This is a genomic window from Thermostichus vulcanus str. 'Rupite' (genome assembly GCF_022848905.1).
In the GTDB taxonomy this organism is placed as follows: domain Bacteria; phylum Cyanobacteriota; class Cyanobacteriia; order Thermostichales; family Thermostichaceae; genus Thermostichus; species Thermostichus vulcanus_A.
Genome location: NZ_JAFIRA010000037.1, coordinates 1 through 14687 on the forward strand (window position 1 = coordinate 1; position 14687 = coordinate 14687).

Annotated in this window: 15 protein-coding genes and 1 tRNA gene; 11 read left to right on the top strand and 5 right to left on the bottom strand. The window is 55.0% G+C overall.

Going from position 1 to position 14687, the window contains the following annotated elements; all coding sequences use genetic code 11:
* Positions 1 to 228: 228 nt before the first annotated feature.
* Complete coding sequence (locus JX360_RS12840; RefSeq protein ID WP_244351624.1) at positions 229 to 1821, top strand: ArnT family glycosyltransferase; 1593 nt, start codon at positions 229 to 231, stop codon at positions 1819 to 1821.
* An 8-nt stretch (positions 1822 to 1829) separates the two neighbouring features.
* Here JX360_RS12840 and JX360_RS12845 read toward each other — a convergent pair whose 3' ends face one another.
* Positions 1830 to 2966, bottom strand: coding sequence for an iron-containing alcohol dehydrogenase family protein (locus tag JX360_RS12845; RefSeq protein WP_244351636.1), 1137 nt, complete (start codon positions 2964 to 2966; stop codon positions 1830 to 1832).
* Between the two features lie 57 nt (positions 2967 to 3023).
* Here JX360_RS12845 and JX360_RS12850 point away from each other — a divergent pair, with 57 nt between their 5' ends.
* From JX360_RS12850 to JX360_RS12870, 6 genes are all read left to right on the top strand, one after another.
* The gene (locus tag JX360_RS12850; protein WP_244351652.1) at positions 3024 to 3284 is read left to right on the top strand and encodes a DUF2252 family protein; all 261 of its coding nucleotides are present in this window, start codon (positions 3024 to 3026) and stop codon (positions 3282 to 3284) included.
* Between the two features lie 32 nt (positions 3285 to 3316).
* Positions 3317 to 3637 carry a DUF2252 family protein gene (locus JX360_RS18015; RefSeq protein ID WP_425244406.1) on the top strand — a complete coding sequence of 107 codons (321 nt, stop codon included), beginning with the start codon at positions 3317 to 3319 and terminating at the stop codon, positions 3635 to 3637.
* Between the two features lie 148 nt (positions 3638 to 3785).
* Positions 3786 to 4466 (top strand): transposase, encoded by a 681-nt coding sequence (locus JX360_RS12855; protein WP_244351654.1) that lies wholly within the window; start codon positions 3786 to 3788, stop codon positions 4464 to 4466.
* A 291-nt stretch (positions 4467 to 4757) separates the two neighbouring features.
* Positions 4758 to 6305, top strand: a complete 1548-nt coding sequence (gene lysS / locus JX360_RS12860) for a lysine--tRNA ligase (RefSeq protein WP_244351655.1) — start codon at positions 4758 to 4760, stop codon at positions 6303 to 6305.
* Positions 6306 to 6609: 304 nt separating this feature from the next.
* Complete coding sequence (clpS, locus tag JX360_RS12865) at positions 6610 to 6891, top strand: ATP-dependent Clp protease adapter ClpS (RefSeq protein ID WP_244351656.1); 282 nt, start codon at positions 6610 to 6612, stop codon at positions 6889 to 6891.
* A 5-nt stretch (positions 6892 to 6896) separates the two neighbouring features.
* Positions 6897 to 7733, top strand: coding sequence for a type II CAAX endopeptidase family protein (locus JX360_RS12870; protein WP_244351657.1), 837 nt, complete (start codon positions 6897 to 6899; stop codon positions 7731 to 7733).
* A gap of 31 nt (positions 7734 to 7764) precedes the next feature.
* On the opposite strand, the gene JX360_RS12875 is transcribed toward JX360_RS12870, so the two are convergent.
* Positions 7765 to 7845: transfer RNA gene (locus JX360_RS12875), tRNA-Leu, on the bottom strand.
* Positions 7846 to 7929: 84 nt separating this feature from the next.
* Entirely contained in the window at positions 7930 to 8865 is a 936-nt protein-coding gene (locus tag JX360_RS12880; RefSeq protein WP_244351658.1) for a PLP-dependent cysteine synthase family protein, read from the bottom strand.
* A gap of 311 nt (positions 8866 to 9176) precedes the next feature.
* Between JX360_RS12880 and JX360_RS12885 the strand changes: the two genes are divergently transcribed.
* Genes JX360_RS12885 through JX360_RS12895 form a run of 3 tightly spaced genes read left to right on the top strand, consistent with a single transcriptional unit; the run spans position 9177 to position 11895 of the window.
* Positions 9177 to 10316 carry a cob(I)yrinic acid a,c-diamide adenosyltransferase gene (locus tag JX360_RS12885; RefSeq protein WP_244351660.1) on the top strand — a complete coding sequence of 380 codons (1140 nt, stop codon included), beginning with the start codon at positions 9177 to 9179 and terminating at the stop codon, positions 10314 to 10316.
* Positions 10313 to 11098: a lysophospholipid acyltransferase family protein gene (locus JX360_RS12890; protein WP_244351662.1), complete on the top strand. Its 786-nt coding sequence runs from the start codon at positions 10313 to 10315 to the stop codon at positions 11096 to 11098. Before JX360_RS12885 ends, JX360_RS12890 begins: the two co-directional genes overlap by 4 nt.
* A gap of 14 nt (positions 11099 to 11112) precedes the next feature.
* A complete protein-coding gene (locus tag JX360_RS12895) occupies positions 11113 to 11895 on the top strand; it encodes an alpha/beta fold hydrolase (RefSeq protein WP_244351664.1) in 783 nt (260 codons plus the stop codon).
* On the opposite strand, the gene JX360_RS12900 is transcribed toward JX360_RS12895, so the two are convergent.
* A complete protein-coding gene (locus JX360_RS12900; RefSeq protein WP_244351666.1) occupies positions 11873 to 12664 on the bottom strand; it encodes an HAD-IA family hydrolase in 792 nt (263 codons plus the stop codon). The two genes, JX360_RS12895 and JX360_RS12900, sit on opposite strands and share 23 nt — an antisense overlap.
* A complete protein-coding gene (locus tag JX360_RS12905; protein ID WP_244351667.1) occupies positions 12664 to 13647 on the bottom strand; it encodes a PhoH family protein in 984 nt (327 codons plus the stop codon). Before JX360_RS12905 ends, JX360_RS12900 begins: the two co-directional genes overlap by 1 nt.
* 475 nt (positions 13648 to 14122) lie before the next feature.
* On the opposite strand from JX360_RS12905, the gene JX360_RS12910 reads away from it, so the two are divergent.
* Complete coding sequence (locus JX360_RS12910; protein ID WP_244351670.1) at positions 14123 to 14671, top strand: hypothetical protein; 549 nt, start codon at positions 14123 to 14125, stop codon at positions 14669 to 14671.
* Positions 14672 to 14687: the final 16 nt, after the last annotated feature.

Here is a 14687-nt window from a genome sequence, read left to right on the forward strand (position 1 = left end):
GGCAATCGCGCTGCGTTGCGAACCACCCATGCCTATGTGGGCAGCCTGATTCTCTGTGTGCTGGTTGCCCATGCGGCGTTGGGGATCAAGTTGGGCCTGTCTTTGTAGTCCTCGGTGTAATTTGATCGCGTGGGGCTCCCCTTATTGCGGAAGGGCATTTGGGTTTAACCTGCAACAGGCCTGTTCGAGTCACCCCTCCCAGTCCACGCTCATTGGGGATCCCGCCCATTGCCTGCCATTGTCCTACTGATTTTGGCGTTTAGCCTGATCCTGCGTCTGTTGATTGCGGCTGGGTTACCGCCTGGCTTTGACGAAGCCTATTACTACCTCTACACTCGCTATTTGGATTGGAGCTACTTTGACCATCCTCCCTTGGTGGCTTGGGTCACGGGGTTGGGGCCGCTGCTGACGGGGCAGGTGTCAGCCTTTTCCATCCGTTTGGGCTCTGTGCTACTGTTTACAGGGTCCTCTCTCCTCCTCTACCAGACAGCGGTTCACCTCTTTTCCGTTCGAGCTGGGTTGATCACCTTGGCGGTGGTCAATGTTGCCCCGATTCTGCTGGTGGGGTTTGGGGTACTCACGTTGCCGGATAGCCCGCTGATTTTTTTTATGTCGGCGACGCTGTGGGTGTGTGGCCGAGAATTTTTTCCTCTCCCTTCTCGCAGTCTGCAAGGGCAGTTTGGGCTATACGGGGCCACTCGGTACCAGCCGGGGCCCAGATTGGCGTTAATTGGGCTGTTGGTGGGCCTGGCCTGTTTGGGGAAATACCATGGGCTGGCGTTGGGGTTTGGTCTGGTGTTGTTTTGTTTGCTGAGCTCTCACCATCGGCGTGCCTTGGGGTCAAGGTGGACGCTCATGGCTGTGCTGGGTTTTTTGCTGGCCCTCAGCCCAGTGTTGCTGTGGAATGCCCAGCAGGATTGGGTTTCCTTTCGCTTTCAGGGGGGGCGGGCGTTGCCGCAGGCGGGGTATCAGCTGTGGGATCTGGCTCTGACGGCTGGGGTCGGGATCCTCTATTTGTTGCCCAGTTTGGGGATCCCCTTATGGCAGGTGAGTTTGGCCGATAGCGGACGGATTCTTCTGCAGACGGTACAAGGGCTACGCCTCACGGATGCGGATCTGAAGCGGCTGCTGATTCTGGCCTGTGGGTTACCGCTGGTGATGGGGTTCACGGTGATGGGGGGCTACCGCCAAATTTTGCCCACTTGGCCGATGCCAGGGTTTTGGGTCTTGACTTTGTTGTTGGGATCCCACTGGCAAGGGTGGGGGCGGGTGGGGCGTTGGTTGGTGGGTTCAGCACTGGTGGTGCTGTTGCTGGTGGGGGTGGGGTTGGCTCATGTGCGGTTGGGCCTGTTGCAGGCGCCGGGAGGGTTGGGACTGTGGCCGGTAGAGGCGGATCCCTCCACCCAGCTCATCGAGATCGAGCAGTTACGCCAGGCTTTTCAGACCGATGCTGCTCTGGCGGGGGCACTGGCGGAAGCCGACTTTATCTTTACCAATGCCTACTTTTTGGCAGGACAGATCGGTATGGCGCTGGCCCCCCTGACGGACAAGCCCCTCACTTGCTTGGATGGGGATCTGCGGGGGTTTGCCTTTTGGTCTGAACCCCAAGATTGGCTGGGTCAGGATGGGCTGTTGATCACCTCAGAGCTATTTCGACCGAGTGAAGGGATCCCGGCCACCTATGGCGACTATTTTGCCAGCCTCGAACCTGTGGCAGACATTCCGCTTCTGCGGGCAGGAGCAGTGGCGCAAACCTTCCAGGTGTACCTGGCACGCCAAATGCTCAGGCCCTATCCTCGTCCTTATTCCCGCTTGCGGTAGTAGATCCCTCAAGCTCTGGGCGCGACGGGACTTGAGCTGGTCAAATCGGTGGTGGTGAGGGCAACCAGCAGCGCTTCCGGGCTGACTGGAAACGGCAAATGATGAATATCCGATCCCGCTTGACAGGCCACTTGAGCCGCTTGTAAAAGTTCAGCGGATCCCAGATGAGCCAGGTGCAAATCTCGCAAACTGAGGGGTAGGCCCACCTGACGATAAAACTCCATCAACTGGGTCCGTGCCGCCAAAGCCAACTGACTACCTTGCAAAATCTCTTCAAGACGCAATTGGGCCAGGATCCCGAAGGCAACCTTTTCACCATGCAGAGTGGCACGATGCCCCAACAGATGGGTCAAGCCATTGTGAACCGCATGGGCAGCAACTGTGCGACATTTGGCCCCCCCCATACCGCCGACGATCCCTGCCAGACAAATACAAGCATCTACCACCTGCTTCCAAGCCACTCCACCGGGTTCTTGTAGAGCCGCCAGGGATCCCTGTAGCAGCAAATCCCGCAAAATTCGGGCCTGTTGCACCGCCCCGATCACCAGGGCATCGTTAGAGGCGCCACTACTGACCGAAGATTCATACCACTTGGCCAAGGCATCCCCAATTCCAGCCACTAGGGTGCGCAGCGGAGCCTGTCGAATCAGCTCATAGTCGAGAATAAGGGCATCAGGCGCTTTGTCCAACGCCACATCCCGCTGAAAGGCGCCGGCATCGGAGTAGATATTGGAGAGCGCGCTCCAAGCAGCACAGGTGGCGGCAGAAGTAGGCACGGTTACAATCGGGAGCCGCAGTCGATGGGCTACCAATTTGGAGGTATCCAGGGCTTTTCCTCCACCCACCCCTAGGATCCCGGTGATCTGTTCCGCTGTGGCCAAAGCCTGTAAACGCCCCAACTCCGACTCGCTACAATCCACACCGTAGGTGGTCCAGTAGGTTTGGATCCCCGGATCCCGAGCAAAATTTCGCTCTAAAGCGGGCCGCACCCCGGCTAACGATCGTTCTCCTCCGATCACCAACACACGGGATCCCAGCACAGTCAGGGGAACCCACTCCAGAATGCGGTGCCCGCGATACACTCGGCCTGGGGCAGGAATGGCAAGATCAAAAGTCAACTCAAAGTCAGAAGGGGTGCTCAACATCGGCAACAGCTTGTCAGAAAAGAGCTAGATGAGGTCTCGGTATCCGGGAACACAGGGATGATCTTAGCCGTAAATCTTATCTTGCCTCAGACTGTACCCCGATCCGTTCACCGAGAATGGCAACCCTCTGAGACCCGCCAGGATCCGATTGCGCTCATTGAGCAGTCTAACCAGGGGCGGAGGCCAGAGTTAATCCCAATTCGGTACTGGCGCATGATGCAATCTCCGTTCACGTTTCTACGGGGCAGCGCCATTGTCATGACCGCCGATTTGGCTACATATGACCATGCAGTGAGCATGCAGGGCAACGTATTGTAACGGGACAACGATTAATCCAAGCCGCCAGTGATATCTTTCTGGGTTGGACGAGCAATACTACCGGACAAGATTTTTATTTCCGTCAACTAAAAGATTGGAAAACCTCTATTAAACTCAAAGGAATGTCTGTTCGCAGTTTGGAAGACTATTCTGAGATTTGTGGTTCTGCCCTAGCCCGTGCTCATGCTCGGACAGGCGATGCTGCAATGATCAGTGGCTATCTAGGAAAGACAGACACTTTTGATCGATTGATCACAGATTTTGCAATCGCTTATTCCCATCAGGTGAGGTCAGATTTCCAACGCCTATTAGAGGCAGTAGAAGCTGGAGATATTGTTGCTAGAGAAAGGTAAGATAGCAGGCTATCGAATCAAAAGCACAAGTGTTGCGCGATAGCTTAAAGGACAAGAAAAAGGGCCAGATATGTTAATCTAGCCCTTACAAAAACATTATTTAGCAACGACTAGCTTACGTTCCCTTCCAGGAGTTGTCAAGTCTCTGTTGGCTCAACTTCCTAGCCACGACTATCCGGTGATGAACACCCAGTTGTTCGTCAAAATCTGGCTGACCTATATTTTGGATAAGTCAGTCACAAGCTTGAGAGATCTATTCTTTCAACTCCACCACACTGGAGTAGAAGGTAGTTTATCTTCATTCTCTAGAGCTTGTTCAAGCCGAAGCTTACAGTCTATCAACCGACTTTTTGTGGATTTACTCCACCAAGTGCGTCGTCGGCCCAGCCAGAAAGATGTGATTATCTGTCCCCTTGATTCAACGGTCATCAGTTTGACAAGCAAGTTCTTCTGGATAAAGCAGTATCATCAAGTCAAACTATTAACCACCTTGAACCAAGAGACGCAGGCTCCCAGTGAATTATTGATTCGTTTTGGAGATAAACACGACGCTTATTGTTGGGAACTAGTCTTAGGGATGACACCTGAGAATGGTCTAGCCGTAGGGGATAGAGGGTTTGCGCGCAAAGAGTTGTTCAATGAGTTTATCAATAGTAACAAACTGTTTTTAATCCGCATCAATAGCAACTGGATTATTGAAGGATTGAAGGGCTGTAACTACAGAGGCTCGGTTCTAGCAGAGTATTCTCGCTCGATGACAGTGGCAAGGGATCCTTACTTCCTGATCAGGGAGGCTATGAATAGTCTGCGCATTGGACGCACAGCATAGATGGCTGAGAGCAGCTCAGCCAGGGTGCTCTGGGTTGGCAACCACTAGCATTGGCCTATTTTACGCCTTGAAGTTGCCGCCTCTAGTGCCGGATGTGATGCTGAGTGTGGGAGTATCCCTGGCTCCTTCCTAACGGCAGGTGGTTGAGTTTGTTCCCTTTAACTCCACCTGGATAGAAGAAATCGAGCTGGGGTTGTGATGCTGTTTGCTAATGTGAAGCTTACTGATCTCGTCATCCCAGATTGGGCTTGACTGGATTGATGACCGTCCACTGAATCCCTCCCCATTCCCATGTCCACTCTACCCAGCAGCAGCGAAGCAGCCCAGCGTTTTGCCCGCTTGGAAAAAGCTCAGCATCTTCAGGAGCAAGGGATCCCTCCCTATGCTTATCGGTTTGAGGTGACCCACCTAGCTGGAGATTTACAAGAGAAATTTGCCGATCTAGAACCGGGTGCTACGCGAGAAGAGGTGCAGGTTTCTGTGGCAGGGCGGATTCGGGCGCGGCGAGTCATGGGCAAACTGGCTTTTTTCACCCTTCAGGATCGCTCTGGTAGCATCCAGCTTTACCTGGATAAAAAACGGCTAACGGAGAAAATGGGAGAGCTGGCCTTCAGGAATTTGGATAAGCTCATCGACTCCGGCGACTGGATCGGAGCCAAGGGTTGCCTGAAGCGGACTGAGAAAGGGGAACTATCGGTACTCGTGGACGAGTATCAGGTGCTCACCAAAGCCCTGCTGCCCCTACCGGATAAGTGGCATGGCCTTCGGGATGTGGAAAAGCGTTACCGCCAGCGCTACGTGGATTTAATCGTCAACCCCGAGGTAAAACAAACCCTGATCGATCGGGCCAAAACCATTCAGTCGATACGACAAACCTTAGAAAGTCAGGGGTTTCTGGAAATTGAAACCCCCGTGCTGCAGTTGATCCCTGGTGGGGCAGAGGCACGACCTTTTATCACCCATCACAATGCCCTGGATTTGGATCTGTACCTGCGCATTGCCACAGAACTGCACCTGAAGCGCCTAGTGGTCGGGGGCATTGAGCGGGTCTATGAGATCGGGCGTATTTTTCGCAATGAAGGCATTTCCACCCGTCATAACCCAGAATTCACCTCGCTGGAGGTGTATCAAGCCTTTGCCGACTATCACACCATGATGGAGCTGACGGAGACGCTGATCTGCCATGCCGCCCAAACGGTGCGGGGATCCCTGCAGCTGAGCTACCAGGGAGAATCTGTTGATCTCACCCCCCCCTGGCGACGGGTCACGATGCAGGAGTTGGTGGAAGAGGCGACCGGGATCCGCATCGAGGTAGAGAATGTGGAGAAGGGATCCACTGCCAAGCTGCTGTCCGCCCTGAAAGAACAAGGGATCCCCGATCTATCTGAGCAGGACTCCCCTGGCAAGCTACTGGTAAAAGCCTTTGAGCACTGTTGTGAAAGCCAGTTGCGCCAGCCTACGTTTGTCTTAGACTATCCAGTCGAGGTTTCCCCCTTAACCAAACCCCACCGCAGTAAACCGGGGTTGGTAGAGCGCTTTGAACTATTTATCGTCGGGCGAGAGACCGCCAATGCCTACTCGGAGCTAACGGATCCGGTGGATCAACGGCAACGATTGGAGGCTCAGGCAGCCCTGAAAGCAGCCGGGGATGAAGAGGCCCATTTTCTAGACGAAGACTTTCTCACCGCCCTGGAATACGGCTTACCACCCACAGGCGGCATGGGTATGGGGATTGACCGGCTGGTGATGCTCCTCTGTGATGCCCCTAGCATTCGGGATGTGATCGCCTTTCCGTTGCTGCGACCAGAGGCTACTGAAGGGGCTGACGAAGCCCAATGAAGGGGATTGACTCTGTGCTAAGTGACTCGTGCGGAGCACGATGACCCTCCGGGTCGTCCATAGGACGAGAGACGTTGGCAAAGCCTGTCGCAGATATAGGCGCTAGCGTGCCCTTGGCACAAAGGACTGTAAATCTGTGAAGAACTTCTTGGGCGCGGCGCTGTTGACGGAACTTGGGGATCCCCTCCCTAGGGGTGTATCCCCTGAGTACAGTTGCTTTTTGAACCCCACAATCGCTGCTGAGAAGGCTAAAATTTCATTACACTTTGTCACCTTGTTGTCGTCACCTTAAGGAGTGATCCTCGTGCCTACGGAGACTCTGGTTAAGCCCTCTGTCACCCCAAAGCACATGCCCATGTATCGGGTGTTGTTGCACAATGACGACTTTAACACCATGGAATATGTGGTGGGGGTTTTGGTACAGGTGATCCCGGCCATGATGCCACCTCAGGCCACTGAGATCATGCTAGAAGCTCACAACAATGGTATGGCTGTAGTGATCGTGGTGCCTCGAGAGCACGCCGAGTTTTACTGTGAACAGTTACGCCAGCACGGCCTGACCAGTTCGATTGAACCGGAACGCTGAGCCTGATGTTCCCTCGGCTGAGTGCCAGTCCTTTTCCGGGGCGGCTGTTGTACTTCCTAGGGATCCTGGCTCTGGGTTGGTTGCCGTTTGTCGGGGTGGGCTGGTGGCTCTTTCCCAACGGGCGCGACTACCTGTGGCTGCCCCTGTACGGGCTGTTGCTGGGCTGGATCTGGCTTTGGGGCGAGTGGCGGGGATCCCGTGGCTTTGCCACCTATGGATTGGATCGTAGTTGGGCGTGCCGGGGGGGGATCCTGCAGGGTCTAGTGACAGGGTGCGGGGGGCTGCTGCTGCTCTTTGCCCTGGAAGGAGGGTTGGGGTGGTTGACTTGGAGGCCGGTTGGCTGGGGATCCCTGCTGGGCTTTGGTCTGCTGGGGTTGCTCTTGGGCTTGGCTGTGGCACTGGTGGAGGAGCTGTTTTTTCGGGGTTGGATGCTGGAGGAAATGACTCTGGACTATGGGATGGCCTTTGCCACCTGGGGATCCAGCCTGATTTTTGCCATCGCTCATTTTCTCAAGCCGCTGCCGGAGATTCTGGCCACTTGGCCCCAGTTTCCGGGCTTAGGATTGATGGGATTACTGCTGGTGCAAGCCCGTCGTTGGACCCACAACAAATTGGGCCTCAGTCTCGGCCTTCATGCTGGTTGGGTGTGGGGCATGACCTGGGTGAATAATCTCAACTGGGTGGACTATACCGGCAGAGCCCCCGAATGGGTGACAGGCGTTGGGGGCAATCCCTTGGCAGGAGTGCTAGGGGTCTTGTCTTTGGGGATTACCTTTTGGGTGTTGGATATTTCTTTCAAGATTTCTCGAAGCTCCGCCAAGTCCACTGATGAATCGCTTTGATCTCTGTACCCAACTTCAATCAACAAAACCATGCGGATGGCGAGACTCGAACTCGCAAGGCAAAGCCACACGCCCCTCAAACGTGCGCGTATACCAATTCCGCCACATCCGCTGCTGAGCTTAATTATCATAGCGGCAGATCGGCCTTGCTGTTAAGGGAGCTGCCAGCTTTGGCACGGATAGATTGGCATAGCAATTAGCTTTCCGTCCAAAACCGCTCCGAGAGATATTTATCCGCCCCATCGCAGAAAATGGTCACCACCACTCCCGAAGAAAGCTGACGCGCCACCTGCAGTGCTGCCACCACATTGGCTCCAGCGGAAATGCCCACCAATAAACCTTCCTCCAACGCCAAGCGCTTTACCATGTTCTGAGCCGCTTCCGTCGAGACCTCTAGGTTTAGATCCGGCAGTGAAGGATCGTAAATATCCGGCTTCAAGGCCGTAGCCATATGCTTCAACCCCTCCAGCCCGTGAAAGGGAGAATCCGGCTGCATCGCCACAATTTGAATATCCGGGCGATAGTCCCGCAGACGACGACCTACCCCCATACAGGTGCCGCTGGTGCCCAGTCCGGTAACAAAATGGGTGACCTGCCCTTCGGTTTGTTGCCAAATTTCCACCCCTGTACCGTGATAATGGGCCTGCCAGTTGGCGGGGTTGCTGTATTGATCGGGGTAAAAGTAAAGATCGGGATTCGCGGCATAAAGAGCACGTGCTTTTTCAATAGCCCCATCTGACCCAAGCGCCGGATCCGTCAGCACCAGATCCACCCCATAGGCGGTGAGGATCTTTTTGCGCTCTGGGCTAGCGTTGGCCGGGAGAGCCAGCTTGACCTTGTATCCCAAAGCTGCCCCGATCCAGGCATAGGCGATGCCGGTATTGCCACTGGTGGCATCCAGAATAATCTTGCCGGGAGTGAGTTTGCCCTGTTTTTCCCCGGTTTGGATCATGTTCAGGGCAGGTCGATCCTTCACCGACCCCCCAGGGTTGTACCATTCCGCCTTGGCATAAAGGCGCACAGATTCTGGTAAATCGGCAGCAATCCGCCGCAAGCGAATCAGGGGGGTTTGCCCCACCAGCTCAATCGGACTTTCGACGGCAGGGAACAACGGGCGAGAGGAAGATTGCATCGGAGACAAGCGGGATCCCTCGCTAAAGGATGGAGCGTGCCCTAGGCATTGGACAATCACTGCTCATCTTATCCCGGTCTCTTGAACAATTTGGTGAACCGTTTCTTCGTTCCTGTTAGGGTTGGGCATTGAGGTTGGGCATTAAGGATGAAAGCCCCAGAACAGGGATCCCATACCACCCGTAGCTCCTCGGTAGCTGACTGTTTTCCCTGCTAGACCTTAAGATGGGGGTAGGGTGGCGCAAGTAGTTGCGTAAAGTAGTTGTATTATGCCTACGGCACCCTAGGGGCAACTGCACAAGCCGGAGGGTCATGGCAGAAATTGGCATTGTTACCGCCCAAAATTTCGACCGGCGGCGGGGCCAAATCCATGTTTACGATGGCGAGGGCAAAGGCAAGTCTCAGGCGGCCCTGGGTGTTGTGCTGCGTTCCATCGGCTTAGGGATTGAAAATGCTGCCCCCAGCCGTGTGTTGTTGGTGCGTTTCTTGAAAGGGCCGGGCCGCCCTTATGCAGAAGATGCTGCCATTGCTGCCTTGCAGCGGGGTTTTCCCCATTTAATCGATCAATTGCGCACCGGACGGGGTGAGTTTTTTGGCCCAGAAGAGATCACCAAATTCGACCGGCAGGAGGCTCGCCGGGGTTGGGATGTGGCCAAAGGGGCCTTGGCCTCTGGGTTTTACTCGGTGGTGGTCTTGGATGAACTGAACCCGGTGCTGGATCTGGGCCTATTGTCTGTAGATGAGGTGGTGAGCACCCTGCGGCAAAAGCCGGAACCGATGGAAGTGATCATCACCGGGCGGGGTGCCCCCAAAGAAATTATCGATTTGGCCGACCTGCACTCGGAAATGCGCAGCATGCGCCAAGCAGAGGAGGTAAATCGACAGAATGGCCAGTTTCATTCCAGCGGCATTGAGATCTACACCGGAGCCGGTAAAGGCAAATCCACCAGCGCCTTGGGAAGGGCTTTGCAGGCGATTGGCCGCGGCATTAGCAAAGATCTCTCCCATCGCGTGTTGATCATGCAATGGCTGAAAGGGGGGACAGGCTACACCGAAGATGCAGCCATTCGGGCTTTGCGGGAAAGTTATCCGGACTTGGTGGATCACCAGCGCTGTGGCCGGGATGCGATCGTGTGGCGAGGTAAGCAACAGGAAATTGACTATGTGGAAGCGGAACGGGGTTGGGAATTGGCACGGGCAGCCATGGCCTCAGGGCTTTACAAAACGATCATCATGGATGAGCTGAACCCGACGGTGGATCTGGAACTGCTGGATGTGGAGCCAATTGTGCAGGCGCTGTTACGCAAACCCCGCGACACGGAAATCATCATCACAGGTCGCTGCCATGCCCCGCTGCCCTATTTTGAGCTGGCTTCTGTCCATTCGGAAATGGTGAGTCATAAGCACTATGCTGAGCAGGGGGCTGATCTGCGGCGGGGAGTGGATTATTGACGAGACTTTTTGAAACTTCTTTTGAAACCATCTTGAATCCAGCCGTGCTAGCACCCTCTTGGTTTCCTCCTCTGTCCCTTCACCCGCATCCGACGGATCTGGCGCATCTATTGCTCTCCCTCTGTCAGACAGAGGTGTGGGTTGAAGGTTCGGAGCAGCTTCCAGATGGTCCCATGGTGGTGGTGAGTAATCACCGCAGTTTTCTGGATGCGCCGGTTTTGATCGCGGGGTTGGGCCGCCCGATCCGCTTTGCCTGCCACTATTACCTCTCACAAGTGCCACTCCTAAGAGAGATCGCCTTGGGTTTGGGCTGTATACCGCTGCGGCAGGGATCCCAGCGGCAGATGCATTTTTTTCGGCAGGCGCAGGCCAGTTTGGCGGCGGGTATGGGGGTAGGGATTTTCCCCGAGGGGGCTGAGCAGATCACCCGCGAGACTTCGCCCCAAGCCGTAGGCCGTTTTCAACCGGGGTTTGCCCATTTGGCTTTAGCTTCGGGTGTGGATCCCTTGCCGATTGTGCCGGTGGCGGTGCGGGTTTGGGAGGAATGGCGGGGGGTAGATATCCCAATGGCTTTTTTCCGCTGGTTTGACCCGACAGAGCCGATGTTTCAACAGGAAACCGGGCATCCGGTGGTGTTTTATCGCCGCGTTGCCCTCAAGGTGGGATCCCCGCTTTGGCTGACTCATGCCCAGCGCCGTGGATCCCGGCGGGAACGACTGCAGGTGATCCAACAGTTGGCTGCTGCCGCTCGAGAACAAGTACAAGCTGGATTGAACCCTTGAGTATGGAGTTACTGGTGTCTACCCTCGTTAGCCCTTCGACCGGATCCAGCCGTGAAGAACGGCCTCCCTTGCTGTATTTGCCAGGCATGGACGGCACAGGCGATTTGTTTTACCGGCAGGCACAACTCTTGCAGCAGGAATTTCGCATTCGCCCCTTGAGCTTGAATCATCCCGAGTCGGGGGATAGTTGGGAGGCCCTCGCGGATTGGGTGGGATCCCAGATGGAGGGAGGAGCCTACTTGTGTGGGGAGTCTTTTGGTGCTTGCCTAGCTTTACAGGTGGCGACTCGTTGGCCACAGCGGTGTCGGGGCTTGATTTTGGTGAATCCGGCCTCTTCGTTGCGGCGAGGACCTTTGTGGCTGGCGGGACGGTTTTTGTTGCCCTTTTTGCCGCCAGGTCTCTATCGCACTCTGTCGGAGCGGGGGTTGGGGTTCTTGGCGGAGTTGAACCAGATGGAGCCTGAGGATCGGGAGCAACTGCGTCGGGCGGTTCACAGTGTTGATCAAGAGGTGGCAGCCCATCGCTTGGCGTTGCTGGGATCCTTTGCGGTGGATGAATTGCCCCTGGAATCCTTGGCTCTGCCCACGCTCTTGGTAGCGGGGGGACGGGATCGACTGTTGCCCTCTGTGAATGAGGTGCGACGGCTGGCGGAGCGGTTACCTCAGGTGCAGGTGGAGATTTCCCCCTCCAGTGGCCATGCCTGCTTGTTGGAGCGGCAGATGAACCTGCGGCGTTACTTGCTCAAGCGGGATGGCGTTCTTGCCCCAACCCTGTTTAGCGCTTCTGGAACGCGGTGAGGGATCCCCACAGGTCGGGAATCCTTTCCTGAGTTTTGGTGGGTTGATGATCTGTCTTGTAATCAGAGTAATCAGGGTGCTCAGAGCGATCTAACCAAAGGGCATTGAGTCCGGCTGCTTTGGCCCCCAGATAGTCTTGGTTGTAGCTATCGCCAATGTGTAAAGCCTGTAAAGCTTGCTCAGAAGGGATCCCTTGCGCTTGCAGGGCGGTGTGAAAAATCTTGGCATCCGGCTTGGCATAACCCACCTGGGTAGAGAGGGTAATGCTGGAAAAGTATTCCTGCAACTGCAACCGTTTCAACACCGGCAACAGGCGGCTATCGAAATTGGAGATCACGCCCAACGGGATCCCGTGCTCTCGCAAGGTGTGCAACACAGGCAGTGTTTCTGGATACAGTTCCCAAGGCTCTCCTTCAGCAAAGAGATCAAACACCTGATCGAAAAAGGCTTCAAATTCAGGAAAAACCGGCGCGGTTCCGATGGGATCACCTCTGAGATTATCCCCTGGATCCCCGAGTTGGCTAAGGCTAAAAGTATCCTGCACCACCTGTCGCCACCAAGCCCGCTCCCACGCCAATAATTCGGATCCGGTCAACCCTGGACATGCCGCCGCCGGAGCCCTAGCAAACGCCTGATAAAACGCCCGATTCAACTCCTGGGGATCCACCTGCACCCCATAGTCTGCCGCCACCCGACCATAAATTTCCCCAACACTGCCTCGCACCCGAAACAGCGTACCCACTGCATCGAAAAACAGCACCAACACCATTACTCCCGCGCCTCGTACCGCTCATAAGCCTCGACAATCCTTTGAACCAGAGGGTGACGCACCACATCCCGCTGGTCGAAGTAGCAGAAGGCAATGCCCTCCACTCCCCCCAAAATCCGTTCTGCTGTTGCCAAACCCGAAGGGCGGTGGCTGCCCAGATCCGTTTGGGTTAGGTCTCCGGTCACCACCATGCGCGACTTAAATCCCAGTCGGGTGAGCACCATCTTCATCTGTTCGGGAGTGGTGTTTTGGGCTTCATCCAAAATAATGAAGGCATTGCTGAGGGTACGGCCCCGCATATAGGCCAAAGGAGCGACCTCGATTACCCCTTGTTCCATCAGCTGTGGCAATTTGGTGGGGTCAATGAATTCAAACAGGGCATCGTAGAGAGGGCGCAGATAGGGATCCACCTTCTCCACAAGATCTCCCGGCAAGAAGCCCAATTTTTCCCCTGCTTCTACCGCAGGTCGGGTCAGGATCAAGCGCTCGTACTCCCGGTTTTGGAGGGCGGCTATTGCCATGACCGCCGCCAAGTAGGTTTTGCCAGTCCCTGCCGGGCCAATGCCAAAGCAGAGATCGTGGGCACGAATGGCTCGCACATAATCTTGCTGGCGGGGAGTTTTGGGTCGGATCAGTTCTCCTTTGCGAGTCCGAGCCAATACCGTTGCCTGCGCCTGTCGGTAAACCAGAGCATCTTCGTCGGTAAGGGCACGAAAGGCTTGCTCTGCATCCAGGGTGGTAACTGGTTGACCAGCCTGCCAGAGGGGCTTGAGCAACTCCAGCCATTGCCGCACCTGCTGCCGCTGTTGAGGGGTGCCTTTCAGGTACAGATCTTGCCCCCGTAAGGTGACCCATGCACCGCTATAGCGACTAATCCATTTCAGGTTAGCCTCTCGCATACCCGCCAAGGACATCGCTTGCTGGGGATCAGGCAGAGGAATGACCTCAAAATCAGTGGCGGTGGAGGAGGGGTCGTCGTGCATGCCGTGGGCGCTGAGCACCCAGAAGACGTGTGATGGTGATCTTATCAGAAGGGTTTGCGGTGATGCTGCGCATCTTGCTCGGTAAAAGACCTTAACAGATTCAGATTCAGAACTGAACCAACAGCCAATGTGTCCTGGAATACGCAACCAGGGAAGATCTTTATCCCACAAGGATCACTGCCAAACCTGCATCCAAGCTCAAATCATGATGGCTTAACGGATTCCTAAGAGATATTGCAAAGGGCCTTTTTTGAGGATTTTGACTTTATTCATCAAGTAATCTTGGTATATTATCGAGAACGTCTGAAGGCTGGTTGATCTTCACTTGGGTTGAAATCTTCAGGAGCTTTACTCAGGCTGGTCATTCATCTTTTGTTGATTTAGGCAAACTTCTATTAAGGTTCCAGATCCCAAATTTTTAGGATCCATTTTGTGTTGCGTTCACTTTGAAATAGTTACCAAAAAGGAGAAACCCATGTCTACTCAATCTGCATCCGATACTTTAGGCTTACCGGAAATGCAATTGGCTGCTGTTCCTGTGCAGATCACCTGTGATGGCAGCGACTTGGATTGGAGTCAGGCTTTGGTGATCGAGGGTAACCGTTCTGCAGAAGAGGGGTTGCAGGACTGGCTTTGCTTCCAAGGGTTACGGGTGAATCAAGAGCTGGGGAATATCTTGCGCTGGGAAGAACGTCCGCTGCGGGCTAGCCGGATCCGATTTTTCGTCAGCAATGTGGCCTGGCGCTACGGCTTCTCATTTTCCACGGGGATCAAATCTCCTCTCGGCAAAGGGATCCCGACTCCGGATGGCTGGCGCTATCCTGGTCTCTGCCGCTATGGCATTGTTCTGTTCCAGCCCAACGCCCAACTGGTGGTTCATCAAGTGCAAGAGGCTTCGCCAGAGCAGCCCCAAGAGGTGGAGCTGGATCCCAGTCTGGATATTGCCTTCAATGTCAACGATGCCAAGGGCAGCTATGGTGACAACAGCGGCAGCTTTGATGTGTATGTGCAGGTGGTGAGCTAGGAGAGTTGCCGGGTCG

Bases quoted from the DNA above. Each gene is read 5' to 3' on its own strand.
- JX360_RS12845 (WP_244351636.1), bottom strand. From the start codon at position 2,966: ATGTTGAGCACCCCTTCTGACTTTGAGTTGACTTTTGATCTTGCCATT.
- JX360_RS12850 (WP_244351652.1), top strand. From the start codon at position 3,024: ATGATCTTAGCCGTAAATCTTATCTTGCCTCAGACTGTACCCCGATCC.
- lysS (WP_244351655.1), top strand. From the start codon at position 4,758: ATGTCCACTCTACCCAGCAGCAGCGAAGCAGCCCAGCGTTTTGCCCGC.
- JX360_RS12870 (WP_244351657.1), top strand. From the start codon at position 6,897: ATGTTCCCTCGGCTGAGTGCCAGTCCTTTTCCGGGGCGGCTGTTGTAC.
- JX360_RS12880 (WP_244351658.1), bottom strand. From the start codon at position 8,865: ATGCAATCTTCCTCTCGCCCGTTGTTCCCTGCCGTCGAAAGTCCGATT.
- JX360_RS12885 (WP_244351660.1), top strand. From the start codon at position 9,177: ATGGCAGAAATTGGCATTGTTACCGCCCAAAATTTCGACCGGCGGCGG.
- JX360_RS12900 (WP_244351666.1), bottom strand. From the start codon at position 12,664: ATGGTGTTGGTGCTGTTTTTCGATGCAGTGGGTACGCTGTTTCGGGTG.
- JX360_RS12905 (WP_244351667.1), bottom strand. From the start codon at position 13,647: ATGCACGACGACCCCTCCTCCACCGCCACTGATTTTGAGGTCATTCCT.
- JX360_RS12910 (WP_244351670.1), top strand. From the start codon at position 14,123: ATGTCTACTCAATCTGCATCCGATACTTTAGGCTTACCGGAAATGCAA.